The 24,029-nt window shown below is 54.5% G+C and carries 20 protein-coding genes and 1 other RNA gene; 11 read left to right on the plus strand and 10 right to left on the minus strand.

Annotation, left to right across the window (positions count from 1 at the left end; all coding sequences use genetic code 11):
• The first annotated feature begins 1,079 nt into the window (after positions 1 to 1,079).
• The gene (locus H9I52_RS00420) at positions 1,080 to 1,535 is read left to right on the plus strand and encodes a DUF2141 domain-containing protein (protein ID WP_187452207.1); all 456 of its coding nucleotides are present in this window, start codon (positions 1,080 to 1,082) and stop codon (positions 1,533 to 1,535) included.
• Positions 1,536 to 1,762: 227 nt separating this feature from the next.
• Here the strand turns inward: H9I52_RS00420 and H9I52_RS00425 are convergent, their stop codons facing one another.
• From H9I52_RS00425 to H9I52_RS00440, 4 genes are all read right to left on the minus strand, one after another.
• On the minus strand, positions 1,763 to 2,074 hold the full coding sequence (locus H9I52_RS00425) for a DUF3817 domain-containing protein (RefSeq protein WP_187452208.1): 312 nt from the start codon (positions 2,072 to 2,074) through the stop codon (positions 1,763 to 1,765).
• A 175-nt stretch (positions 2,075 to 2,249) separates the two neighbouring features.
• Positions 2,250 to 3,515, minus strand: a complete 1,266-nt coding sequence (gene icd / locus H9I52_RS00430) for an NADP-dependent isocitrate dehydrogenase (protein ID WP_139514682.1) — start codon at positions 3,513 to 3,515, stop codon at positions 2,250 to 2,252.
• Positions 3,516 to 3,670: 155 nt separating this feature from the next.
• Positions 3,671 to 6,703, minus strand: a complete 3,033-nt coding sequence (locus H9I52_RS00435) for a M16 family metallopeptidase (RefSeq protein WP_316247985.1) — start codon at positions 6,701 to 6,703, stop codon at positions 3,671 to 3,673.
• A gap of 386 nt (positions 6,704 to 7,089) precedes the next feature.
• Positions 7,090 to 9,081 carry a DNA polymerase III subunit gamma/tau gene (locus H9I52_RS00440; RefSeq protein ID WP_187452209.1) on the minus strand — a complete coding sequence of 664 codons (1,992 nt, stop codon included), beginning with the start codon at positions 9,079 to 9,081 and terminating at the stop codon, positions 7,090 to 7,092.
• Between the two features lie 136 nt (positions 9,082 to 9,217).
• Between H9I52_RS00440 and ssrA the strand changes: the two genes are divergently transcribed.
• Together ssrA and H9I52_RS00450 are read left to right on the plus strand one after the other, a co-directional pair.
• Positions 9,218 to 9,588: a transfer-messenger RNA gene (gene ssrA / locus H9I52_RS00445) on the plus strand.
• Positions 9,589 to 9,958: 370 nt separating this feature from the next.
• A complete protein-coding gene (locus H9I52_RS00450) occupies positions 9,959 to 10,510 on the plus strand; it encodes a hypothetical protein (RefSeq protein WP_187452210.1) in 552 nt (183 codons plus the stop codon).
• An 87-nt stretch (positions 10,511 to 10,597) separates the two neighbouring features.
• Here the strand turns inward: H9I52_RS00450 and H9I52_RS00455 are convergent, their stop codons facing one another.
• The 5 genes from H9I52_RS00455 to H9I52_RS00475 all read right to left on the minus strand — a co-directional run bounded on the left by H9I52_RS00455 (position 10,598) and on the right by H9I52_RS00475 (position 14,919).
• Positions 10,598 to 10,951, minus strand: a complete 354-nt coding sequence (locus tag H9I52_RS00455; RefSeq protein WP_187452211.1) for a hypothetical protein — start codon at positions 10,949 to 10,951, stop codon at positions 10,598 to 10,600.
• A 50-nt stretch (positions 10,952 to 11,001) separates the two neighbouring features.
• The gene (uvsE, locus tag H9I52_RS00460) at positions 11,002 to 11,910 is read right to left on the minus strand and encodes a UV DNA damage repair endonuclease UvsE (protein ID WP_187452212.1); all 909 of its coding nucleotides are present in this window, start codon (positions 11,908 to 11,910) and stop codon (positions 11,002 to 11,004) included.
• 137 nt (positions 11,911 to 12,047) lie between these two features.
• Positions 12,048 to 12,719 carry a carboxypeptidase-like regulatory domain-containing protein gene (locus H9I52_RS00465; protein ID WP_187452213.1) on the minus strand — a complete coding sequence of 224 codons (672 nt, stop codon included), beginning with the start codon at positions 12,717 to 12,719 and terminating at the stop codon, positions 12,048 to 12,050.
• Between the two features lie 113 nt (positions 12,720 to 12,832).
• Positions 12,833 to 13,516, minus strand: coding sequence for a hypothetical protein (locus tag H9I52_RS00470; protein ID WP_187452214.1), 684 nt, complete (start codon positions 13,514 to 13,516; stop codon positions 12,833 to 12,835).
• Positions 13,517 to 13,683: 167 nt separating this feature from the next.
• Entirely contained in the window at positions 13,684 to 14,919 is a 1,236-nt protein-coding gene (locus H9I52_RS00475; RefSeq protein ID WP_187452215.1) for a metallophosphoesterase, read from the minus strand.
• 130 nt (positions 14,920 to 15,049) lie between these two features.
• Between H9I52_RS00475 and radC the strand changes: the two genes are divergently transcribed.
• From radC to H9I52_RS00515, 8 genes are all read left to right on the plus strand, one after another.
• Complete coding sequence (gene radC, locus H9I52_RS00480) at positions 15,050 to 15,793, plus strand: RadC family protein (protein WP_187452216.1); 744 nt, start codon at positions 15,050 to 15,052, stop codon at positions 15,791 to 15,793.
• Between the two features lie 154 nt (positions 15,794 to 15,947).
• A complete protein-coding gene (locus H9I52_RS00485; RefSeq protein ID WP_139514674.1) occupies positions 15,948 to 16,565 on the plus strand; it encodes a DUF1684 domain-containing protein in 618 nt (205 codons plus the stop codon).
• Between the two features lie 95 nt (positions 16,566 to 16,660).
• The gene (gene pheT, locus H9I52_RS00490) at positions 16,661 to 19,087 is read left to right on the plus strand and encodes a phenylalanine--tRNA ligase subunit beta (protein ID WP_187452217.1); all 2,427 of its coding nucleotides are present in this window, start codon (positions 16,661 to 16,663) and stop codon (positions 19,085 to 19,087) included.
• Positions 19,088 to 19,212: 125 nt separating this feature from the next.
• Positions 19,213 to 19,509: a hypothetical protein gene (locus tag H9I52_RS00495; protein WP_139514672.1), complete on the plus strand. Its 297-nt coding sequence runs from the start codon at positions 19,213 to 19,215 to the stop codon at positions 19,507 to 19,509.
• A 28-nt stretch (positions 19,510 to 19,537) separates the two neighbouring features.
• On the plus strand, positions 19,538 to 19,828 hold the full coding sequence (locus H9I52_RS00500; protein ID WP_139514671.1) for a cell division protein ZapA: 291 nt from the start codon (positions 19,538 to 19,540) through the stop codon (positions 19,826 to 19,828).
• 121 nt (positions 19,829 to 19,949) lie between these two features.
• Positions 19,950 to 21,614, plus strand: coding sequence for a ribonuclease Y (rny, locus tag H9I52_RS00505; RefSeq protein ID WP_139514670.1), 1,665 nt, complete (start codon positions 19,950 to 19,952; stop codon positions 21,612 to 21,614).
• Positions 21,615 to 21,715: 101 nt separating this feature from the next.
• A complete protein-coding gene (locus tag H9I52_RS00510) occupies positions 21,716 to 22,099 on the plus strand; it encodes a hypothetical protein (protein WP_187452218.1) in 384 nt (127 codons plus the stop codon).
• Between the two features lie 82 nt (positions 22,100 to 22,181).
• Positions 22,182 to 22,475, plus strand: coding sequence for a hypothetical protein (locus H9I52_RS00515; protein ID WP_187452219.1), 294 nt, complete (start codon positions 22,182 to 22,184; stop codon positions 22,473 to 22,475).
• Positions 22,476 to 22,574: 99 nt separating this feature from the next.
• Here the strand turns inward: H9I52_RS00515 and H9I52_RS00520 are convergent, their stop codons facing one another.
• Complete coding sequence (locus H9I52_RS00520) at positions 22,575 to 23,969, minus strand: mercuric reductase (RefSeq protein ID WP_187452220.1); 1,395 nt, start codon at positions 23,967 to 23,969, stop codon at positions 22,575 to 22,577.
• Between the last annotated feature and the right edge of the window lie 60 nt (positions 23,970 to 24,029).

The raw sequence follows: 24,029 nt of genomic DNA on the forward strand, positions 1-24,029 counted from the left end.
CGATAACCTAGCAAAGCATGATCACCCGAGTATTAGGCTGAGTGAAGGCTTACTGTGCTGATTCACAGTGGTTTAAGCAGATGGATGAGCTCCAGGCCAGTCTGCTGAGAAGGTTCGTCGGACAGGTAAAGTAATAAGTAGATTTTTTTCATATGACCCAGTGATTATGAAGTGCAGTGAAACAATACCTGAATGGAAAAGGAACAGAAAGCGCAATGTCAAATAATATGACTATACCGAGCAGAGCAAAAATCTATAGTAATTTCTTCTGTGTTGCCGCATGCTTACGAAGTAGAGAAGCACATCGGTTTTAAGTACAAGAAACTTTGTGAAGAAATGTTTTAAATTAATTTGTTAGGACTTTTACAGATCGTAGGCCTGTATTTCTTTTTACCATAGCGATATTATGTATAATATGTTGATAATAACCTGATTGGGCAATCGAAATTTTTTGGCGCACTCCATGACCCTTGGTAACATCTTTGATTAAATAAGTAAGGCTTGCTATATAATTCATAAATATAAAGTTTAAAATTTTATAAGATTATTTATATTACTTCTTGATTGCTACTGTACAAATCTTGAGCATTTAACAGCGTTAACTATATTCCCTGCTCTTGCAATATTTTTGTCTAAAATCAAGACATGTCTTGGCAAACATCTTCCCTTGACAAACATAGATTTTTTATCATCCTCAACTTGTACTATTCGTTTAATTCGCCTTTTTTGCAGCTAAACGCACAGAATTCCTCGCTGAAGGAGGCAGCTAATTGTCCGAAAACGAGAGAGTTGTCTAGAATCGAGACTATCGGCTGCTTTATTACCTATGCCGAGATTGGCTTGGCCTAACTTACTTATGCTGAGGCGCGGAGGGAACCTTTGCTCAATGAGAAGCAGGCTTGAAAACAAACGCTAGGCTGCGACTATTATGAGGCAATTGCAGCGGCCGGAAACTAAACAGCAAAGGGTTGCGTCTAGGCGGAAGACCAACAGCATGTTGGACAGCTAGCGTAAGGGCGGCTTTCTTGCGAAGGTCCTGGTTTATGCTTAGCTTGTAATCACCACTTGGCTTTTTGTCTATGATTTCTCTTCAAGTAGCTTTCTTATCCGTTGGTGCCAGCTTACTAGGGCCTGTGGCAACGCCGCATACAGCGACCCTACCCGTAGCAACCTCAGCAGTAAATGTGGTCGTCACGGATCTTCCTTCGACCAAGGCTACGTTGAAACTGTATTTCTACAACGTGAAGGAAAACTTCCTGCAACGTGGCCGCTATACGTTGCTCAAGTACGTGAAGCCTGCCGGCCAAAAACAGATTACGCTGCCCATCGAGCTGACCAACGGCGAGTGGGCCGTCGCACTGACGCAGGATTTGAACGACAACGACTTGGTGGACAAGAACATGCTGGGCATTCCGACGGAGCCGTATGCCTTTTCCAACAATATCCGCCCCAAGTTTAGCGCCCCGGCTTTCGACGAGTGTAAGTTCACTGTGAGCGGCCCAGCCACGTTGGTCACCATTTCGATGAAGAAGTAAGTATCCCAACTACCTAAAACGCCGACGGCTCCTGCATGCAGGAGCCGTCGGCGTTTTAGGTAGTTGGCTTAGAGGCTGTTCTGAGACGCCGGTGATACGACCAAGTACGATTACTCAGCTAATGCAAACCCCCACTAAGCATCTAACCAAAGCTGGGTATTTGCCTATGTTTATAAATTATTGATTATCAACTGATTATGAAGATGCGGTAGGTGGGGTCAATTTGTTTATTCACGCGCATCGTTCCGGAATAAGTTCTTGTCAGCCCAAAAGGTGCCGAAGGGAATCACCGAGGCAAAAAACGCCAGGAGGGCTTTGCGGAAAGGCCAGCTGTATTCGATGCTGGCCTGAATCACCAACACGACGTACAGCACAAACAACAGCCCGTGCGCCATGCCCACGATGCGCACCGCTTGCGGTTGGCCCGCCAGGTATTTCAGGGGCATAGCGATTCCCAGCAGTGTCAGAAACGAAAGACCTTCCAAGAAACCAATAATGCGCAAGCGCCCAAGGGTAGTACGAAGCAAAGAGGCAAACATAAAATGAAGCTGAATGAAGCGGCAAGTTACACTGTCTAAAGTGTTGCTTTCTGTAATTGGGTTATTGGAAGTTTATAAATGTTCTGTTGTTTTATAAGCCGCGTCAAAACTTTAAAACAAAACCCCCACGTCAGCTAAAGCCAACGTGGGGGTTTATTTGGTCTAGGCCAAAGTATTACATTCTGTTGATGATCTCTTCGCCGAACTCGCTGCATTTCAGCAAAGTAGCGCCTTCCATCAAGCGCTCGAAGTCGTAAGTCACGCGCTTGGACGCGATGGCTGCTTCGAGGCCTTTGTAGATGAGGTCGGCAACTTCCTGCCAGCCCAGATATTCGAACATCATAGCGCCGGACAAGATCACCGAGCCGGGGTTTACTTTGTCTTGGCCTGCATACTTGGGCGCCGTGCCGTGGGTAGCTTCGAAGATGGCGTGGCCAGTTATGTAGTTGATGTTGGCGCCGGGCGCGATGCCGATGCCGCCCACGATAGCTGCCAGCGCGTCGGAGATGTAGTCACCGTTCAGGTTGAGGGTAGCTACTACCGAATACTCAGCCGGGCGAAGCAGAATTTGCTGTAAGAAAGCGTCGGCGATGCTGTCCTTAATGAGCAGCTTACCGCCGTCGAGCGCGGCTTTCTGTTGAGCATCGGCAACGTCTTGGCCTTGTTTGGCCGCGATGCGGTCGTACTGAGCCCACGTAAACACCTTGTCGCCAAACTCGCGCTCGGCCAGCTCATAGCCCCAGGTTTTGAACGCGCCTTCCGTGAACTTCATGATGTTGCCTTTGTGCACGATGGTCACCGAAGGCTTCTTGTGCGTGATAGCATAGTCGATGGCCGCGCGCACCAACCGCTCGGTGCCTTCCTTCGAAACCGGCTTGATGCCAAACGAAGAGGTTTCGGGGAAGCGAATTTTCTTCACGCCCATTTCGTCCTGCAAAAATTCGAGCATTTTTTGCGCCTGCGGCGTGCCGTTCATGTACTCAATACCGGCATAAATATCTTCGGTGTTTTCACGGAAGATCACCATATCCGTCAGGTTTGGCTGCTTCACCGGCGATGGCACGCCTTCAAACCACCGCACCGGGCGCACGCACGCATATAGGTCAAGCTCTTGGCGCAGGGCCACGTTCAGCGACCGAATGCCGCCGCCCACGGGAGTCGTCAGGGGGCCTTTGATACCTACTAAGTATTCGCGGAACGCGTCCAGCGTTTCGTTTGGCAGCCAGTTGCCGGTTTGCTTAAAGGATTTCTCGCCGGCCAGCACTTCTTTCCACACCAGTTTGCGCGCGCCGCCATATGCTTTGGCTACCGCTGCGTCAAACACTTTCTGCGAAGCCGCCCAGATATCCGGACCCGTACCATCGCCCTCGATGAAAGGGATTACGGGAGTATTGGGTACCGTCAGCTTGCCGTTTTTAATGGTGATTTTCTGTTCTGCCATTGTTGAAATGTGTCAGTTGTTAGTTGACAGTTATTGGTGTTTTGGGTTGTATTAAGTAAAAGCAGGTTGTCACGTTAGGCCTTGCAAACTAATTCCGATGCGTACGGAGTATGCCAAACAAGTCAATTTGCAAGCCCTTGATTAACAAGTAGTTATTAATAGCCGAAAATCTCCTTCAGCGTAAGTTGCCGGACTTGTCCGTATTTGGCCAACTCCTTGAAATTCAAGCGGTCTTTCGAGCCAATAACCAAAATCGTCTGACTTTGGCCTTTGATTTTGGCTTCCTGAAACTTCTTCAGGTCGTCGAAGCTCATGTTATAAGTCTTCTCGTACACGTCGCGGCGCACGTCATAATCGAGGCCCAGGCGGCGGGCACGCTCGTAGCTGAACAGAATGTCGGACTTGGTGATGCGCTCCGTAGCGATGCTGTTGCGAATGGCATTCTTAGCGATTTGCAGGTTCGCTTCAGCCACCGGCATATCGTTGAGCAGCGCTTCCATCCCGGCCATCGCCTCGGGGAGCTTGTCGCTCTGGGTGCCAATGTAGGAGAGCACATAGTTGGATCGGCCCAGCTTATCGGCGTTGGCGTACCGCGACGAAGCCGAATACGCCAGCGCCTTCGACTCGCGTAGTTCTTGGAATACAATGCTGCCCATCGAGCCTCCGAAATACTCGTTGTAGAGGCTCGCGGTGGGCACAATTTCCTTGTTATAAATGTCGCCCTTGGTCAGAAACAGGATTTCGGCCTGCACCATGTTGTAGTCCACCCAATACACCTTGCGGTCCTTCATGGGCTGCTCCGCGAAGTCTTTGTTGGCCGGAACGGGCGTAAGCTTGTCTGGGTTGCGGTGGTACTTGTTGAGGACGTTTGTAATCCCAACTCTTGTTGAAGCCAGTTTGGCGTCAGGAACTATGTCAGTAGTAGTGTAAATAGCAATACCAGCACTTTCCGGATAACGCGGTCCATAGTACAGCACACGGTGCTGGTAAGAAGTCAGCTTCTTGGTAAGAGCCGTGAGGTCAGCAGGTTTTAAGGCGCGAAGCTCCTTCTCTGGCAGAATGCTGGTGAACGGATTTCTGGGGCCGTATTTGGCGTAATTCACCATCGCCTGGCTTAGGATCACCTGCTTGTTCAACTTGGCATCCTGGCGGGCTTTTAGAATGCCCGCTACCATGTCGTTGAGTGCTTTGGCATCTGGTTTAGGGCTAGCCAGCAAGCTTTCAAACAGTTGCAAAGCCGGCTCGAAGTTGGTGTCCAGCCCGCTCAGGCTAACATACATCCGATCCTGGCCCGAAAAAACGCCGAACGAGCAGCCCAGCTTGTAGAACTCCTGTTGCAGCTGTGCCGCTGTGTACTTGTCGGTGCCCAGATATTGCAGATAATCAGCCGCTAAGCCCAGTTTGGGATCGTTGTTCGTGCCCATATCTAGGATGTAGTACAGGTTGAACAAACCGTTTTCGGTGTTCTGACTGTAATACAGCGGTATGCCCGATTTCAGCGTGGCCTGCTGGATATCCTTCTGATAATCAACGAAAACCGGCTGCAAATCCGGCGACGGCATGCTCGTTACCTGCTTATAAAAAGCTGAAGCAGCATCCCGGTTGACCGGTACCGGCGTGATCGCAGGTTTGATGACTTTCGGCGTGCTGGTGTCTTTGCCGGTGCGCTTGTAGATGAGCGCGTAGTTGGTGCCGTAATACTGGTTAGCGACGCGCAGCACGTCGTCCTTCGTGATTTTGGCAAAGTCATCGAACTGTTTCAGGTAATCCTTCCAGTCTTCGTGGGCCACAAAAGCCGCTACAAAAGCACCGGCGCGGGCCTCGTTGCTCTCGTAGCTTTTGGTGCGTTGCAGCTTCTCATTGTTGACGATGGCCGGGATCAGCCACTCGGGGAAGTCGCCTTTCTTTACCTTATCAAGCTGGGCGAGGAGCAGATCACGCACCTGCGGCAACGTCTGGCCTTGGCGCGGCATACCGTACAGGATGTGCGTCGAGTAATCGTTGTTGATGTCCGTAATCGTAGCCGCCTGCAATACCTTTTGCTGCTGGTTCAGATTTAGGTCAATCAGGCCGGCCTGGCCGTTGCTCAGGATTTTATCGATCATGCGCAGCACCAGCGCATCCTGGGTAGTTGTGCCCGGGAAGCGAAAGCCAATCATCACGTTTTCGGCATCGGGACCAACTATTTCCTTCGTGATGGGAGCCGCAATGGGATCTTCCTTCGCCACGTTAAACGTGGGCACTGGCTTGGTAGGCAGCTTACCGAAGTATTGGTCGATGATGCGAATGGTCTGGTCATAATCCAGATCGCCGCTTAGGCAAAGTGCCACGTTATTGGGCACGTAGTACTTGCCAAAGTAATTTTTGATTTCCGTGATCGACGGATTTTGCAAGTGCTGAATCGTGCCGATGGTCGTTTGGGTGCCGTACTCGTGCTTGCGATACAGCGTGGCGTTCATCGCCTCAAATTCCTTCGAAAAATCGCTGTCCAGCGTACGGTTTTTCTCTTCGTACACGGCTTCCAGTTCCGTATGAAACAGGCGCGGCACCATTTCGCGCAGGCGCTCCGACTGGATAGCAGCCCACTTCTCGATTTGGTTCGAAGGGATATCTTCTTGATAGACAGTCTGTTCTACCGAAGTGTAAGCGTTCGATCCTTTGGCGCCAATAGCACCCATTACCTTATCGTACTCGTTAGCGACGGCGTATTTGGCCGCCACACTCGAAATCGAGTCGATCTGGTGGTAAATGCGCTTACGCTCCGCGGCGTCCGTTTTGGTGCGATAGGTTTCGTACAGCGCCTCTATCTTGTCGAGTTCCGGCTTTTCCGCGGCCCAGTTCTGCGTGCCGAGCTGCGAAGTGCCTTTGAACACCATGTGCTCCAGATAGTGCGCTAAGCCGGTGGCGTTGTGCGGATCGTTTTTGGAGCCTGCGCGCACCGCCAAATATGTTTGGATGCGTGGTGCGTCGTCGTAATCCGACAAATACACGGTTAGGCCGTTGGCGAGGGTATAGATGCGGGCCTTAAGTGGGTCACCCTCAACGGTTTCGTATTTGTATTCTTTGACCGTCGGGGCCGGAGCCGTAACTGCCGAAGTAGTCGCAGCAGCCGGTTTGCTGGATTGGCATTGCGTGGTAAGGCCCAAAGCCGCTAAAGCCGGAAACAAAAGCAGAAAGGGTTTTTTCACGAATTTCCGGAGCAAAAAACAGGCCTGAGGAATAAGAAATCAAAGATAGGAGGCAAGCACTGGAATTAAAAACGTGATCAGGTATAGTATTGATTACTAAGTAATTACCAATTCGATCCTTTTTGCTATGAGCGTAGTGCTACAATGCCGCCCGAAGAGCAGGCAAAACCCCGCGAAAAAACGGCCTCCGCGCTCTAGCATTTTGCTTGGTACATGTTGCTGGGAAGCAGAGCTGTAGGAAGGTAAACTGCCTCCGGGCCTGCCCAGCAGACAGGCTGGTAAATCGACGTCTAGACGAAGCGCATTCTGCCCATCAAACGGCTTTCGTCCGGAACAAAGAACGACCGCCTAAAAAGTTGCGGACTCTTATTTGAGAAGATGAATCCTTAGAAATCTGCGTCGAGACCCAGGCGATTTTTCATTTCGCGGAGCATCGGGAACTTCTCAGCGAGGTATTCAAACTTGTCGCTAGAGGTGTAGAGCTTGCGTTTGGTATCGGTCTGCTCGGCTACTACTACATTGATGCTGAGGCGCGGATACCCAGTGCGACGACGCAATTCACCCAAGAAGTCGATGCGTAATTCGTTGAACTGATCTACTTGAATCGGGTTGTCGACGACCAGTTGAATCACATGCTGCTCGTCGGCTGCTACCGGGCGATTGAGCACCGTGTATTCGCTCATCTTGTCCTGAGCGCGCCGCTCTTCTTTCAGCTCATTCCAGACGCGCTGGAGCAATTCAGTATTTACCGGCTGCAATCCCAAGACCGGGGCGCTGGGCTCTTCCAGTTCCACTGCTTTCTTGGTGCTGGGTTGCGCTACCTGTGCCTTTAAGTCATTGAGACTCGGGAGCTTGGCTGCTAGGCCAACGGGCTTAGCCGTGGCCGACAGCGGTCGCGGAGCAGCTACTGTCAATGGTGGCAAAGTGGCCACGCCGGGCTCGTGGCCAGCCACACTCGGCCGGCCAATTTCCACATGCGGACTGGTATCGCGAAATTGATGCGACGTAACCGGCATGTCGGCGGGTTCGTCCTCGATGCTGGGCGTATCGTGCATCTCCTCAATACCACTTTCAACCGGGATCATCTCCTCCGGCGCAGCCGGCGCCGACATAGCTACCGGCGCAGAAAGGGGAGAGGGCGCAACGGGCTGAGGTGCTGCCGGGGCAACAAACTCGCTAGTGCTAACAGGTTGAACAGCTGGCGCAGCAGTAGCTACACTAGTTTTTTTTTTAGCCTCGCCGTTGCTGGCGGAGCCGTTGCTCAAGTCGCGGGCAAACTGCACGGCACCGTTGAGATAAGCCAGTTTCATGAGCGTAAGCTCAACGTGTAGGCGCTGATTTTTAGCCTGTTTGAATTCGCGGTCGCACTGACTCACAAGGTTCAAGGACGATAGTAGGAAAGACAGCGGCGCCGCCTGAGCCTGCTGCACATAGCGCGCTTTGATGCCCTCGGATACTTCCAGCAACTGTACTGTCACTTGGTCTTTGCACACCAGCAGGCCGCGCAGATGCTCGGCAGCGCCCACCACGAAGTTGTGGAGGTCGAAGCCGTTTTGCATCACCTCATCCAGTAGCATTAAGGCTGCCGAGAGATTTTCGGTCAGGAGCGCATCAACTAGCCGGAAGTAGTACTCATAGTCCAGTACGTGCAGGTTCTGGACGACATCCTTGTAAGTCAAGTGGTGGCCGGCGAAGGTCACCATCTGGTCAAACATCGAGAGGGCATCGCGCAGACCACCGTCGGCTTTCTGGGCTACGAGGTGGAGCGCATCGTCCTCAGCCTCAACCTGTTCCTGCGTGGCTACGTAGCGCAAGTGCTTGCGAATGTCCTCGACACGAATGCGGTTGAAATCGAATATCTGGCACCGCGACAGGATCGTGGGGATGATTTTGTGGCGCTCGGTAGTTGCCAGAATGAAAATAGCATACGATGGCGGCTCTTCCAGGGTCTTCAAAAAGGCGTTGAAGGCCGCGTTGGAGAGCATATGCACTTCGTCGATGATGTAGATTTTGTAGCGGCCCGTCTGCGGGGCATAGCGTACCTGCTCTACCAACGAGCGGATATCTTCGACCGAGTTATTGGAAGCCGCGTCCAGTTCGTGCACATTGAACGAAGCGTTCTGGTTAAAGGCCCGGCACGACTCGCACGTGTCGCAGGCTTCGGCTTCGGGGGTAAGATTCTGGCAGTTAATGGTCTTAGCCAGAATGCGCGCGCAGGTGGTTTTGCCCACGCCGCGTGGTCCGCAAAACAAGAAAGCCTGCGCCAGATGATTGCTCAGAATAGCGTTCTGCAACGTGGTGGTCACGTGCTGCTGCCCCACTACGCTGCGAAAGGTGGCGGGACGATACTTACGGGCCGAAACGACGAAATTTTCCATACTCCTTCCTGCAAAGATACCCCGAAAAGACGGTCTTTGGAAGGGAACAAATGCGGGAACAAGTAACGTTTTGTGGGTTGGATGCGTATCTTCGCACCCTGCCGGCAGTTACGCTGGCACTTGTTCTTTCTCATTTGGGGCTGACCGGAATTGACAGCTTGAGCATGTCGCGAGTAAGCGTGCCGGGAGTTGGGTAAATCTCCTGCCAAAAAGTTATCCGAACAACAACCGGCGAGTATAGCTACGCCATGGCTGCTTAGTCTAGGTACTAAGTAATGTCATCGTCCCGCATCCGTCCTCCTTTTCACGGGTGAGCACGGGGCGTCGTAAGTAAAGGGATAGTTGCGTGGGAGGTGTGACCACGCAGCGAATCTAACTGCATCTAAGGGTAAACCAAGGGCCTGATGTGCGCCTGGGATATCACGAAAATCTAAGCATAGATACGCACGTAGAAAGCTCGACGGCTTCCTTGTCTGGACCAGGGTTCGACTCCCTGCAGCTCCACTTTAAACCCTGCCTCCAAGTCGGAGGCGGGGTTTTTTGTTTTTAGGCATGCCGTAATTGCTTCCTGATGAGTAAGGCTGCCGCAAGCCGGCATCGTACAATTCCTTGCCGGCCTTGGTAAAAGCAGTTTGGGTAGTACAGCTGACCAGATGCTGGACAGTGACCGCATTTTTTTATCGCTTGTGACCGCTAGAAAATTCCTGCTTGACGCGCTTTGAAGCTGGAAAATTGATTAGTTCTACTGTATAGCATTTGTCATATAATCAGCCATTTACGAACACTGCTGCCCGTTTGCCCGTAAAAGGCTGACTTGTCTTTAGGACATGGTATAAGAGAATCTTATTCTACCATTTTCAGCCCAACACCAATTCTTATGAAAACTGCTTTTGCAATTGCTGCGCTACTCGCGGCGGGTATCACGTCGGCTAACGCCCAAACCACTACCACTGGAACGACTGCTGGTACCACATCGGGAACGACTGCAGGTACAACAGTAGGCACCACATCGGGCTCGACAACGTACGGCACCACTGCCGGTACAACCGGCACAACGGTAGGAACTACTACCGGCACTACATCGGGTACCATGGGAACCACCTCGGGCTCTACAAGCGGTTCGATGACTAGCGGTACTACCGCGGGTACTACCTCGTACGGCACGACCGCCGGCACTACTACCAGCGCAACCACTTCGGGCACCACGAGCGGCGCCATGACGACCGGCACAACTTCGGGCACTACAAGCGGCTCGATGACTGCAGGCACGACTAGCGGCACCACGAGTGCCACTACTTCGTATGGCACAACCAGCGGCGCTGGCGACATGACTACGAGCGGCACGACTTCGGGCCGTACGAAAACCAAGGCTACCAAAGCCAGCAAAACCACCAAAACCAAGAGAACCAGCAGCACGACCGGCATGTAGTCGGAAGCTGATTCCTAACAGCTAAAAAGGCCGCTGACACAACTTGTGTCAGCGGCCTTTTTGTGTGCAAAATGTCCGTCTAGGGTTTTAGCGCTGCTTATCCAGCTCAGCGCCTTTCTTGATGAGCAAGTCACCGATGGTACGAAGATCGGCTTGCTGGTCAGCAGGCGCCTGAAAAGCAGCCTGGTTGGTCTGGGAGCCTAACAGGCTCAGCGACTGGCCGATAGCTCCGCCGTCGAGTTTGGATGTGGTGAGCAACGATTGCAGATTGCCGATTTCGCGGCCAATATCCTGCAACGCCGGCTGGCCGCTTTGCAGAAAGTCTTGCTGCCAAGCCTCGAGCATGTCCATAGCGGCGCTGAGCGGAATGCTGGTCAGGCCGTTTTTCAAAGATTGAATCGTAAGGTTCAGTCGGTCGGTGGGAACGGGTTCGTTAGCCATCAGATGAAGAAATCGAAGTAAGTGAATGGGTTTTGGTAAACTACAGACAATCAAATAGTTACTGAGGCGGCTACTAGCTGTAGTTCCCGTAAGATGCTTACGGCCCGGCAGGCGCTGGCTTCTTTGTCCTTGATTTCCAGCATGATATCGACGTCGAGGCCGTGCAGATGCGTCAGGAACTCGCGAAACAAATCTTCCTCCAAGGACGTCACGTGCTTGCCCTTGCGCTCGCCCGGCGATTGAGAGCTATAATCCATCATCAGCACGCCGTCGCGCTGGGGATCCCAAGTTGCCGCCGCCAGCCGCAAGGCCTCCGACATGGGTTCGCCGTGGTTGAGGCACTCGTGGTGAAAATTATCGAACAGGATAGGGACGCCGATGGCCGCGTGGAGTTCCAAGCAGTCGCGCAGGCTGTAGAGGCGGTCGTCGTTTTCGACTACTAGCCGCACTTTTACCGCTTCCGGTATTTGGTGATACGTTTCGATCCAACGGGCCAGGGCGCTGCTTTTGTCGCCGTACACACCGCCGGCATGAATCTGGAGCTTGGCCGTCGAGTCGAGACCCATCAAATCGAGCATCGAGCCCTGGTAAACCAACTCGGCAATGCTCCGCTGCACAATGTCCGGATCGGGCGAGTTGAGCACTACAAACTGATCGGGGTGCAGCGAAATGCGCAGGTTTTCAGCTTTGATGTAATCGCCAATGGCGCGAAACTCGGCTGCAAAATGCGTTTGCCACGGATACGTATTGACCGGGTGCGACCCAAACGGCACGATCCCCGAGCTGATGCGGAAAAAGCGCAGCTCGTTGGCCACGTTGTACTCCAGAATGCGCTGCAAACACGCCAAGTTGGAAGCCACGCTGCTGATCAGGCGCTCTTCGGAATAAGACGCCAGCCGAAACGTGGTAGACGAGCTACAATCCAGGGTTTCGTTGACGCAGGGATATCCAATTCTCATACCCCGAGCTTACGGCGGCGGTAAGCGAATGGTTAATAAATGCCGCAAACGGCTTGCACAGTAAATAGAAACGCCTCTATTGCAAGTGTTTGATAATCAGATACTTGCAATAGAGGCAAAAAAGCCTTGCCTTGGCGCTATTCGTAGCCGCGGTTGTCCTTGAAACTCTTGTTGTACTGTTGGCGCTCTTTGCGCTGCTGTTCGGCTTTGTCCTGAGCCTGAAGCTCTTGCAGCTTGCGGCGCTGCTTGCCTTCCTTCGAAAACTGATCGTAAATCAGGCTGACCGGGCTTTGCACGGTGGGCACGGGTGCCTTGGGCGCCGTCGAATCGACGGGAAACAGCGGCTTGGGCTTGGGCGGGCGCCGCACGGCGTTGGCGGGCGGCGTGGGGCGCTTGATGTTGCGCAACGCGCGGTTGATGGTGGCGTCGTCGGGGCGGCCGGGTTGCACCCGTACTTCGCCCAACTGAATGTTGGCGCGCTCCAGCTTCACCTGAATAATAATCTGCGAGAGCCCCGAGCCGCCCAAAGGCAAAAGCTTGGTTTTGAAGCCGATGGCTCGGAATATCAGCGTATCTGTACTGGCGGCTTGCACATTAAAATCGCCTTGGTCGTCGGCGGCCGTGCCCCGACCCGTGCGCTGAATCACGACGCTGGCGCCCGCTATGGGCTTGCCATCCTGCGCACTCGTCACGGTGCCCGTCACGCGAATCTGGGCCGAAGCCGCCCCCGAAAGCAGCAGCAAAAGCAGCAGCAAGCTGACGTGCTTGGCAAAGAAGGACAACAGGACGTGCGACGAACGAATACTCAAGGCAAGCAAATTCTACGAAGGCTGCAAGGTAGCCAACTACTGAGCCAAAAAAAGCCCGCACCGTTGCAGGTGCGGGCTGGGCAAGAACAAAAAAGCAGCCAATAAGTGCTCCCTTATTTGATTTTCGTTTTTGGGGCGTCGACAGGCTTGCTTTTCACGGTGCCGTCGTCGGCGTCCATTTTGCCTTTGTTGCCTTCGCTGTCTTTGACTTTCACGTCGCCGTCGCTTTTTACTTTCATCTTGCTGCCGTTGTCGCCTTTCAGCTTGGCTTTATCAACGGACATGCTGGTAGTAGAGCCCGCATCGGAAGCGCTGCCAGAAGACGCGTCGGCGCTCATGGTCGTGCCCGAGGAGTCGGAAGAGCTCATGGCATCCGACGACGAGTTATCGGCGTAATTCGCATCGTCGTACGTGGCGCGGTTGGTTTCATACGCCTGATACTGAGCCGGATCGGTGAATATGGTTTTGAATTCCGAATCGGTTTCCGTGTTGGCATCGCGCATTGCGGCGGCCATGCCCGTCGTGTCGGACGTGTATTGGCTGCGCAGCTCGCTCAGGCGGCGGGCGCGGTTGTAGTACGCCGTGCGCACCCGCGATACCACGGCCGTATCCGTGATTTTCATGTCGGTGGCCATTTTCTGCGCAATGCGGTCGGCCCGGTCACGATAAGTGGCGTCCGAGGTCGTCGTGGTGGTCGTGGTAGTTGTGGTCGTGGCCGTATCGGCAGGTTTATCCTGCGAGCAGGAAGCCATTGTGAGCGCCGCAGCGCTCGTCAACAGCAGCAGTGTCTTTTTCATGGTAAATCGGGAAGGTGAGAGAAAAGGAAGGGGATAGGATTTCTTCCATTAGGATTGACGCATATACGCTGAGCTCTACTGTAGGTTACTGCCCAGCCAGAACGTACGCCCACAAAAAAGCCACAACCGGCTGGCTGTGGCTTTCTAGAGTAAAAGTCCTTTTGGCGCTACGCCCGATGTAGCTCAAACACAGTGATTTCGGGCAGAAAGCCCACCCGGCCCGGGTACCCAATAAAGCCCAGCCCCACGTTGACGTACAGGTATTGTTTGCCTTTCTGGTACAGGCCCGCCCATTGCTTGTATACGTACTGCACCGGGCTCCACTTGAGAAAAGGCAAATTGACGCCAAACTGCGAGCCATGGGTGTGGCCCGCTAGCATCAAGTCAATATCTTGATAATCAAGCACTTGGCCTTCCCAATGCGAGGGGTCATGCGAGAGTAGGATCTTGAATGGCGCGTCGCCGGAGCTGGCATGGGCTTTGGCTAGGTTGCCGTACTTGGGGAAGTGCAGGTTGTTGCCCCAGTTCTGGACACCCAATATTGCGATTTTTTCGCCGTTGCGCTCGATGGTGTGGCTTTCGTCGAGCATGAGCTTCCACCCGATTTTGGCGTGGTTGCCGATGAGCCGCTGCAAATTGGCCGCTTTGGCCTCGCGGCTTTCCCATTGCACATAATCGGCGTAATCGTGGTTGCCGAGGATGGAATAAATCGGCAGGTCGGATTGGATGCCGGCCAGCGTGTCGATGTGCTCTTCGACCTCGTGCGCGTAGTTGTTTACCAAGTCGCCGGTCATGAAAATGAGGTCGGCTTTCTGTGCATTAATCAGATCCACAGCACGTTGCAACGGCTCTTTCGACTGAAACGAGCCCGTGTGCAAATCCGAAATCTGCAACACCCGGAAGCCATCAAACGCCGCGGGCAGGTTCGAAAAGCGCAGCTTTACGCGCTTTACTTGGTAGTTGGTGCCGCCTTTTACCATGCCCCAGAGCAGGGCCACAAACGGAATGCCGCCGAGCAGCACCGCAAACCAACTCAGGAACGTGCTGCGCGAAATTGGTGTGCCCGTGGTGGCAACATCGGAAGGCGAAAACTGGCGCACCGCAAACCGGCCGATGCGCACCACGTCTTCCAGCAACAGCGGAACCATGGTCAGGAGCTGCGCCGCAATCATGGCCATCAGCAGACCACCGAAATAAGCTTTGTAGGTGGCGTGCTCGCGCCGCGTCATCATGGCCCAGATGCCCAATACCCAGATACCCAAGGTGATGAGTAAATAAAGTCCGGTAGTAAGGCGCCGGCCAAAGGCCGTATCGGCGTGTATCAACATGCGAACGGCTTGCAGGCCGTACCATTCGGCCAGCACCAGAAGCACCAGCACAAAAGGAGAGAAAATGCGTGACATAGAGAAAATAAGGGTCTGGGCGCCGAAGCTGATTTCAACAGCGCTCTACGTCAGAAATAGACGTAAGACGAGGGATTTTACTTTATTTTAGAAGTTTAGAAGAGTATTATCCTGTCAACAACAGTGCGCAATGAATTCGTTTGACATTCTGTCGGAAGAAAAATTAAACCCTACTGCTTACCAAACACCGGCCAGCTTCAGCATCAAAAGCTGGGCAGAAGAAGACCGGCCGCGTGAGAAGCTGCTCCAAAAAGGCCGCGCCGCCCTCTCCGATGCCGAACTGATGGCGATCCTCTTGGGCTCCGGCACGGCCAAACTCTCCGCCGTGGACGTCGCCAAACTGATTCTGGCCGCCGTCGATAACGATTTGAATGCGCTGGCCAAACTGTCGGTGAAGGAGCTGATGCGCCACAAAGGCATTGGCGAGGCCAAAGCCATTGCCATCGTAGCGGCACTGGAGCTGGGGCGGCGGCGCAAAGAAACCACGGCCGCAGCGCGCACCACAATTACCTGTTCCACTGATATTTACAATCTGGTGCGCCCCAATCTGCAAGACTTGCCGCACGAAGAGTTTTGGGTGATTCTGCTCAATCGGGCCAACGTGGTGATGCGCAAGCAACCCGTAAGTACCGGCGGTGTGGCCGGCACCGTCGCCGACCCCAAGATGATTTTCAAGCACGCGCTGGAGCAACTAGCTAGCTCTATTATTTTGGTGCACAACCACCCCAGCGGCAACCGCAACCCCAGCACCGCCGACATCGCTCTCACCCGCAAGCTCAAAGAAGCCGGTCAGTTCCTCGACCTTCCCGTGCTCGATCATTTGATTTACACCGACCACGGGTACTACAGCTTTGCCGACGAAGGTATTCTGTAAGTAATTGCAAGTCAAATACTTATACAAATAATCTCTGTCATCCTGAGCTTTGCGAAGGACCTTGTCACGCCTGCAAATACCTGTTGTTCTTTCGTGATAAGGTCCTTCGCTCTGCTCAGGATGACAACTTTGGGCGTGCTATTTTTGCGCTCATATGCGTCTGAATCCTAAACTTCTCATTGGCCTGGGGCTGCTCATTGTGGCGGGGTATTTTCTGGCCGATCTGGTCTTTGGCAGCGACCAGTATGCGGCGGGCATCGAAAAAGCCCGGCAAGCCAAAGACGATGCGTTTCGCCTGTCGGGAACCTCGCCGCTGAGCAGCACCCAGCGCGATATGTTCGACAGCCTGCGCTATTTCGCGCCTAACAAAGAGTACCGTCTCACGGCCCAGCTAGAGCCTTTTGCCCAGCGGGATACCGTGCTGATGCAACTCACCGATGGCAAAGCGGAGAAGTACCTGCGCTGGGGCCGCGCTTCGTTTGAGTGGCAGAAGCAGCCGCAGCAGCTCGTGCTGTTTCTGAAAGCCGACGGTCGCGACTCCACGCTATTTGTGCCCTTTACCGACCGCAGCAACGGCTTCGATACTTACGGCGGCGGCCGCTACCTCGACGCGCCCAAGCCTGCACCCGGCGACAAAACCATCGTGCTCGACTTCAACGAGACCTACAACCCCTACTGCGCCTACAACGACGAGTTTGCCTGCCCTGTGCCGCCGTCGGAAAACCGCCTAACCTTTGCGGTGAAGGCCGGGGAGAAGTCCTTTCATGATTAAACGATCGCTTGGAGTACCCGTTTAGGCCTCCCTCCGAATCCGTACCTTTGTCGTCGCTATTGGCCTGCAACCGGCCCCAGACAACTACCAACTAGATGAAAATCTCTCTCGACTGGCTCCGCACACTCATTCCCACCGACAAATCTGCTGCCGAAATCGGGGCGTTGCTCACCGGCTCCGGGCTAGAGGTAGAAGGAATTGAGGAGCTGGAAAGCATTCCAGGCGGCTTGCGCGGCGTCGTGATCGGCGAAGTGCTTACCTGCCAGAAACACCCCGACGCCGACAAGCTCAGCCTTACTACCGTTGACGTAGGCGACGGTACGCCCCGCCAAATCGTGTGCGGTGCCCCAAACGTCACTGCTGGACAAAAGGTAGTTGTGGCCTTGGATGGCGCCACTTTGTATCCTTCTCAGGGTGAGCCGTTTAAAATCAAGAAGTCCAAGATTCGCGGGGCCGCTTCGGAAGGCATGATCTGCGCCGAAGACGAGATTGGCTTGGGTACGTCGCACGCCGGCATCATGGTCCTCGACACGCCGTTGCCCAATGGTACGCCGGCAGCGGAGTATTTCGGGCTGGGTTCGGATTCGGTGTTCGAAATCGGCCTGACGCCCAACCGCGCCGACGCCGCTTCGCATTTCGGCGTGGCCCGTGAGCTTCGGGCTTTGTTGCGGCAGCCCTGCCACTTGCCGGAAATCGGTCACTTTCATGCCCCGGCTACGGCCAAGCGCAACATACGGGTAGAGATTCAGGACGAAACCGGCTCGCAGCGTTATGCAGGCTTACTGCTTGATAATGTGAAGATTGGCCCTTCGCCAGAATGGTTGCAACGCCGGCTGCGCAGCATTGGCTTGTCGCCGATTAATAACGTGGTGGATGTAACCAACTTCGTGCTGCACGAACTGGGCCAGCCGCTGCACGCCTTCGACGCCGACCAAATTCCAGGTGGCAAAATTGTAGTGAAACGCGCCACCGAAGGCGAAAAGTTTGTGACGCTCGACGGGGCCGAACGCACCTTGCGCGCCGCCGACCTCGTGATTGCTGGGGCCGCCGGTGAGCCGCTGGCCTTGGCGGGCGTGTTCGGGGGCAAAACCTCGGGCGTATCCGACGCTACTACCCGCGTTTTTCTGGAAAGCGCCTACTTCGCGCCCGCCGCGGTGCGCCGCACGGCCCAAACGCACCAACTCAAAACCGATGCCTCGTTCCGCTTCGAGCGCGGCACCGATCCGCACATGGTGCCCATTGCCCTGAAACGGGCAGCGTTGCTGCTGCAAGAGATTGCAGGTGCCACGATTGCCGCGCCCATCGTGGATGTGTACCCAACGCCCATCGCGCATACGCTGGTGCGGCTGCGGTTGCCACGCGTGGAAATGCTTGTGGGACAGTACATTGCGCCGGAGCGAATCCGCCAGATTCTCACCGACCTGGATATTCTGATTTCGGAAGAAAGCGAGGACGGCCACGAGTGGATTTTGGCCGTGCCGCCGCACAAGGTAGATGTGACCCGCGAAGCCGACATCATCGAAGAGATTCTGCGCATTTACGGCTACAACCACGTAGCCTTACGGCCGCACAACTCAGCTTCCTTTCTGGCCAAGTTCCCGAATCCGGACCCTGAAGTGCTGCGCCAAAACATTGCGCGGCTGCTCAGCGGGCAGGGGTATTCGGAAATCATCACCAACTCCCTTACTAACTCGCAATACTTCGAGAAGGAAGGCCAGCCCGCCGACGAGTTGGTGCGCGTACTCAACTACAACAGCGCCGACCTGAACGTGCTGCGCCCATCGGTGCTGCATTCGGGCCTCGAGATTCTGCGGCACAACATCAACCGTCGCCAGCGCGACCTCAAGCTCTACGAATTCGGCAAAACGTATCAGCGCGATGCTGATGGTAAGTATCAGGAAAAGAATAAGTTGGCTATTTTCCTGACGGGCAACGCGACCGCCGAAACCTGGCAGCACAAGTCTGAAAAGAGCAACTTCCACGACTTGGCTGCGGCTGTGCAACAGGTACTGGCCGCGCTTGGGCATCCGGCGCCGGCGCCCCAGCCGGTACAGCATCCGTACCTAGCGGGTGGTCTTGCGTTATTAGCTCACAATCAGGTGGTTGCGCAACTGGGTGCGGTGGCTGCCGGCGTACTGAAGCGCTTGGATGTGAGCCAGCCCGTGTGGTACGCCGAGCTGGATTGGGATTGGCTGGTGCGCAAGTACAAGAACGCGCTTGCGGCGCGTGAGCTGCCCAAGTTTCCGGAGGTGCGGCGCGACCTGTCGCTGGTCGTGGATCGGAGCGTGACCTTTGAGCAACTGCGGCAAATTGCCGTGCGCGCCGAACGGAAACTGTTGCAAACTGTTACTGTATTTGACGTATACGAAGGCGATAATCTTGGAGAAGGCAAAAAGTCTTATTCCGTGAGCTTCATCCTTCAAGACCCTACCCAGACCTTGACCGACCAAGCGATTGATGCCGCCATGCAGCGATTGATTGGGCAGTTTGAGAAACAGGCGGGGGCCGTAATTCGGCGGTAAGTACGAACTACAGCGCGTTCGGCGTTTGCATCGGGTTTGGGGAACAGGCGAAAACCTGCCAACTTGCTCAACCGGTCCATCCGACGAACGCGCCGCTGGTCGTTCTTCTACAAAAAACAATCTGCATGGCTTCTTCTCAGCAACTTGCCCAACTCGACCGCTTAGAGCGGCAGGTGACCACGTTAGTGGCTGCTTATCAGCAGTTGCGCGAAGAACTGAGCGATGCCCACACCACCATTGAGCAACTGCGCGCCGACGTCCGCGACCGGGAGCGGCAGTTGAAGGATTTCCAGAATCAGGAGAATATTGCTAAACTTGTCAATACCATAGCAGGGGAACCTGCCAACGCAAACGAGCTGAAACTGCGCATCAACGAATATATACGAGAGATTGATAAGTGCCTTGCCTATTTGAGGGAGTAACAACCATCAAACCTCCAATCCACTACTGATGAGCGAATTATCTATTAAAATCCGAGTCGCCGACCGGGATTACCCGATGCGGGTATCTCCCACGGACGAAGAGCGCCTGCGCATGGCAGGCCGCTTGCTCAACGAACGGGTCAAGGAATTTCGCGAACAGTACGGCATTCAAGACAAGCAAGATTTGCTGGCCATGATTGCCTTATCCACAATGGCTGACCGCCTGAAGGTCAGCAAGGAAAAGGATGGCACCGATGCAGCTCTGACTGAGCGCCTTACGCGCTTAGACCAGCTGCTCTCGTCGCTAGTGCTCGGGTAGAGCACTGGTGCGGTTTCACGCCCGGCCCTGGGGGAGCAATCGGCTCCGCCATTCGGACGCCGTTCGGCAGCCTTCCGTTGTTATGGTTTTTAAATCCCACCTCCCTTAAAAACCATAGCTAATGTCTGACACTATTTATATCGTCCTGGCCGCTGTGCTTGCCCTTGTGGTCGGCATTGTGGTGGGGCGCCTGCTGGCCGGAAAGGCTAGGCAGGATCACGAAGCCGAAGCTCGCTCCCGCGCGCAGCAAGTGCTGCAGGAAGCCGAAGAAAAGGCCAACCGCATCCGCGACGAGCGGATTCAGCAGTCGAAAGACAAGTTCCGCGGTCTCAAAAACGAATTTGAGCAGGAAAGCCGCCGCCAAAAGCAGGCCCTCGATCAGGAACTCACCGAGCGCCGTGCCGCCGTAGTAGAGCAGGAGCAGAGCATCAAGCAACTGACCCAGACTACCCAACGCCAACTCGAGCAGCTGCAACGCAAAGAGCAGGAACTGGAAACGACCCGCGAAAAGCTGCAAAATGAGTCGCAGCAGCAACGCGAAAAATTCGAAGCCCAGGAAGAAAAACGCCGTCTGACGCACGAAACCCAAATCGCTAAGCTTCAGCAAAAAGAAGCTGACTTGGACGAGAAACGCCACGCGATTCAGCAACAACTCGAAGTCATCTCGGGCCTGACGGCTGCCGAAGCCCGCGAGCAATTGGTAGAATCGTTGAAAAACGAAGCCCAGATTCAGGCCAGCAGTTACATCAAGGATGTAGTAGCGCAGGCCAAGCTGTCGGCTACGAAAGACGCCAAAAAGGTAGTGCTGGAAACCATTCAGCGCACCGCCGCCGAACACGCCATCGAAAACTGCGTGTCGATCTTCAACATCGAATCCGACGATGTGAAGGGCAAAATCATCGGTCGGGAAGGCCGTAACATTCGGGCGCTGGAAGCCGCCACCGGCGTCGAGATTATTGTCGACGACACGCCCGAGGCCATCATCATCTCCGGCTTCGACCCCGTGCGCCGTGAGGTAGCGCGCCTGTCGTTGCACTTGCTGGTGAAAGACGGCCGTATTCACCCGGCTCGCATTGAGGAAATCGTGGCCAAAACGCGCAAGAATATCGACGAGGAAATTGTCGAAATCGGCGAGCGCACCATCATCGACCTGGGTATTCACGGCCTGCATCCGGAGCTGATCAAGATGGTGGGCCGGATGCGTTTTCGCTCGTCGTATGGCCAAAACTTGCTGCAACACTCGCGCGAAGTCGCCAACCTCTGCGCCACGATGGCCGCTGAGCTGGGCCTGAACGTGAAGCATGCCAAACGTGCTGGCTTACTGCATGATATCGGCAAAGTAAGCACCGAAGAGCCTGAGCTTCCCCACGCCATTCTGGGCATGGAGATGGCCAAGAAGTACAAAGAGCATCCCGACGTAGTGAACGCTATTGGCGCTCACCACGACGAAATCGAGATGACGGCCATGATTTCGCCGCTGGTTCAGGCCTGCGACGCCATCTCAGGCTCGCGCCCCGGCGCCCGCCGCGAGATGATGGAAAGCTACATCAAACGCCTCAAGCAGCTCGAAGAAACGGCTGTGTCGTTTGACGGGGTGCTGCAATGCTATGCCATCCAGGCTGGCCGTGAGTTGCGCGTAATGGTGAACGCCGAAAACGTGACCGACGAGCGCGCCCAGGAATTGAGCTACGAGATCTCGCAGAAAATCGAGAAGGAAATGCAGTATCCTGGCCAAATCAAGATTACCGTGATCCGGGAGATGCGGGCAGTGGCCTATGCCAAGTAACTGACAACCCCATGCCACGTTTTGAAGCGGCCGTAGCTAAGAGCTACGGCCGCTTTTTTGTGTAAGTGCTTTATTGGTAAGTATTTGATTGATAATTATTTATGAAAATAGATTTGCCGAGCTTATTACAGTTCCTGCTTCTGAGTGCGTTGCTGACAAGCTGCTCTGTGTATGCGCCCGTGCAGCCTACGGTGCCGCAGTTAACTGCCCGAGGCCAAGCCGAAGTCGTTGCCTTGGTGCATCTGAATGGCCAAGTAGGAGGTTCGGTAGCCTACTCGCCGCTTCGCTATGCCACGGTGCTAGCTACTAGCTATTCCAAATCTGATTCACGCGATACCACTTACTTCCGCAACCGGCAGTTTGAAGTTGCAGCGGGCGGGTATCACCCCATTGGCAGGCATTTCCTGATAAGCGCTTTGGGCGGTTACGGGCGCGCGAAAAGCGCGCGGGGATTCCGCGAAAACCGGCATCCTTTCCCAACCTGATCCTTCGCTTACTGAATACCGCAGCCGCTATCACAAAGCTTTCGGCCAACTGGCTTTTAGCTGGGAAACTGACCACGTACTATTGGGGCTGGCTTATCGCCTGACTAACGTCACGTTCGAGTCGCTTACTTACAACGGGCAACCTTTCGGCATGCGGCACATGCTACGCAGCGAGCCGAGTTTTATCGGCCGGGTGGGTTCGTCGTATTTGCAGCTGCAAGTGGCTACGGGCTTGTCGTTGGTGCCCAACTACTCAAACGCCAAAGGGTATGCCGACACCCGCTACGTTCGGGACATAAAAGACAGTAGCTGGTACACGAGCGTCGGCTTGGTCTTTTATCCGCACCGCTTGCCTAAGCATAGCAAGGATAAATAGAGTTGTGTAAATTATTGAAATACAATTAGTTGACAACAGATACTAATGCTTTTACCAGCGATAGTTTTGTTGCAAAACAGGAGGAGCGTCTATTATCATCTATTTTGGCTTTTCCAGCTTCGCAAACATGTTGTTCAGCGCCTCTGCCCAGGTTGGGTGGGCAAATACGGTGTCCTGAAGCGTGGTATAAGGCAGTTTGCCGGCCATTGCGAGCTGTAACATCGACATGATTTCGCCGCCCTGCTCACACAGAATCGCCGCACCTATGATCTGGTCTTTGTTGTCTACCAGTACTTTAAAAAAGCCGGCGGTTTGGCCGGTCTGGCGGGCGCGGCCGATGTACTGCACCGGCATCGTCGCTACCCGATACGGGATTTTCTTTTCCTGCGCCTGCGATTCGGATAGGCCAATGCGACCCAACTGCGGCTCGGTAAACACGACGTAGGGCAGCGGTCTTTGCTTGGCTGAGCGGCGTTTGCCCAGCAACAGATTGTCGCGGATGACGCGGAAATCGTCGTAGCTGATGTGGGTAAACTGCGGTCCGCCGTGCACATCGCCCAGGGCGTACACGCCGCGCACACTCGTTTCGAGCCGACTGTTTACCTGAATGTAGCCTTGCTCATCCGTCTTGATTCCGACTTTCTCTAAGTCAATCGCATCTGTGTTGGGGCGCCGGCCGGTGGCTACGAGCAGGTGCGTACCCCGCAGGCGCCGCTCGCCGGCGCGCGTATGCACCGACACGGTAATCGCGCCTTCGTCGTTGCGCGAAACCCGATGCGCCCGAGCGTTGAGCACAAATTCCACGCCTTCTGCTTCTATCAGTTCCTGCATGCTGCGGCATACGTCGTCGTCTTCGTGCTCCAGCAACTCTGCCCCCGATTCTACCACGGTCACGCGGCTGCCGAAGCGCCGAAACATCTGGCTGAACTCCAACCCAATGTAGCCACCTCCCAGAATGATCAGATGCTCAGGTACTTCCTTGATATTTAGTATGTCATTGGTGGTCAAATAGATATCTTTCGACAGGCCATCGATTTCCGGGATGTTGGGGCGGGTGCCGGTATTGATAAAAATTAGTGGAGCCGTAACAGTTTGCTCTTTGCCGCCAGCCAAGGCTACGCGCACGACATGGGGCTCGGTAAAGGCCGCGTGCCCGTTTAGCACCGTGATGCCTTTGTGCTGCTGCTCCAGGTTTTTCCGGATGCCGTCGCGCATCTCCTGAATAACGGCATCTTTACGTGCCACAATGGCCGCCATATTCACCTGTGCTTCTCCGGCTTGTATCCCAAAGTCAGCGGCCGTGCGGATGTGGTGGGCGCGTTCGGCCGAAGCCAGCATGGTTTTGGTAGGCGTGCAGCCGTAGTTGATGCAGGAGCCACCCAGCAGGTTTTCTTCCACGAGTACCACGCGCCGCCCGGCGTCGGCAAAAGCAGTGGCCAGGGGGTTGCCGGCTTGCCCGGAACCAATGATAAGTACGTCGCAGGAAATAGGCATTGGAAGCTGAGCATTAGAGAAATATGTTTGCTATACGGCCGACTGCGTGCGGTGGCCACA

This window comes from Hymenobacter sp. BT491 (genome assembly GCF_014349165.1).
Classification (GTDB): Bacteria; Bacteroidota; Bacteroidia; order Cytophagales; family Hymenobacteraceae; genus Hymenobacter; species Hymenobacter jejuensis.

Coding starts and splice junctions, on each gene's coding strand:
- H9I52_RS00420 (WP_187452207.1), top strand. CDS start 1,080: ATGATTTCTCTTCAAGTAGCTTTCTTATCCGTTGGTGCCAGCTTACTA.
- H9I52_RS00425 (WP_187452208.1), bottom strand. CDS start 2,074: ATGTTTGCCTCTTTGCTTCGTACTACCCTTGGGCGCTTGCGCATTATT.
- icd (WP_139514682.1), bottom strand. CDS start 3,515: ATGGCAGAACAGAAAATCACCATTAAAAACGGCAAGCTGACGGTACCC.
- H9I52_RS00440 (WP_187452209.1), bottom strand. CDS start 9,081: ATGGAAAATTTCGTCGTTTCGGCCCGTAAGTATCGTCCCGCCACCTTT.
- H9I52_RS00450 (WP_187452210.1), top strand. CDS start 9,959: ATGAAAACTGCTTTTGCAATTGCTGCGCTACTCGCGGCGGGTATCACG.
- H9I52_RS00455 (WP_187452211.1), bottom strand. CDS start 10,951: ATGGCTAACGAACCCGTTCCCACCGACCGACTGAACCTTACGATTCAA.
- uvsE (WP_187452212.1), bottom strand. CDS start 11,910: ATGAGAATTGGATATCCCTGCGTCAACGAAACCCTGGATTGTAGCTCG.
- H9I52_RS00470 (WP_187452214.1), bottom strand. CDS start 13,516: ATGAAAAAGACACTGCTGCTGTTGACGAGCGCTGCGGCGCTCACAATG.
- H9I52_RS00475 (WP_187452215.1), bottom strand. CDS start 14,919: ATGTCACGCATTTTCTCTCCTTTTGTGCTGGTGCTTCTGGTGCTGGCC.
- radC (WP_187452216.1), top strand. CDS start 15,050: ATGAATTCGTTTGACATTCTGTCGGAAGAAAAATTAAACCCTACTGCT.
- H9I52_RS00485 (WP_139514674.1), top strand. CDS start 15,948: ATGCGTCTGAATCCTAAACTTCTCATTGGCCTGGGGCTGCTCATTGTG.
- pheT (WP_187452217.1), top strand. CDS start 16,661: ATGAAAATCTCTCTCGACTGGCTCCGCACACTCATTCCCACCGACAAA.
- H9I52_RS00495 (WP_139514672.1), top strand. CDS start 19,213: ATGGCTTCTTCTCAGCAACTTGCCCAACTCGACCGCTTAGAGCGGCAG.
- H9I52_RS00500 (WP_139514671.1), top strand. CDS start 19,538: ATGAGCGAATTATCTATTAAAATCCGAGTCGCCGACCGGGATTACCCG.
- rny (WP_139514670.1), top strand. CDS start 19,950: ATGTCTGACACTATTTATATCGTCCTGGCCGCTGTGCTTGCCCTTGTG.
- H9I52_RS00510 (WP_187452218.1), top strand. CDS start 21,716: ATGAAAATAGATTTGCCGAGCTTATTACAGTTCCTGCTTCTGAGTGCG.
- H9I52_RS00520 (WP_187452220.1), bottom strand. CDS start 23,969: ATGCCTATTTCCTGCGACGTACTTATCATTGGTTCCGGGCAAGCCGGC.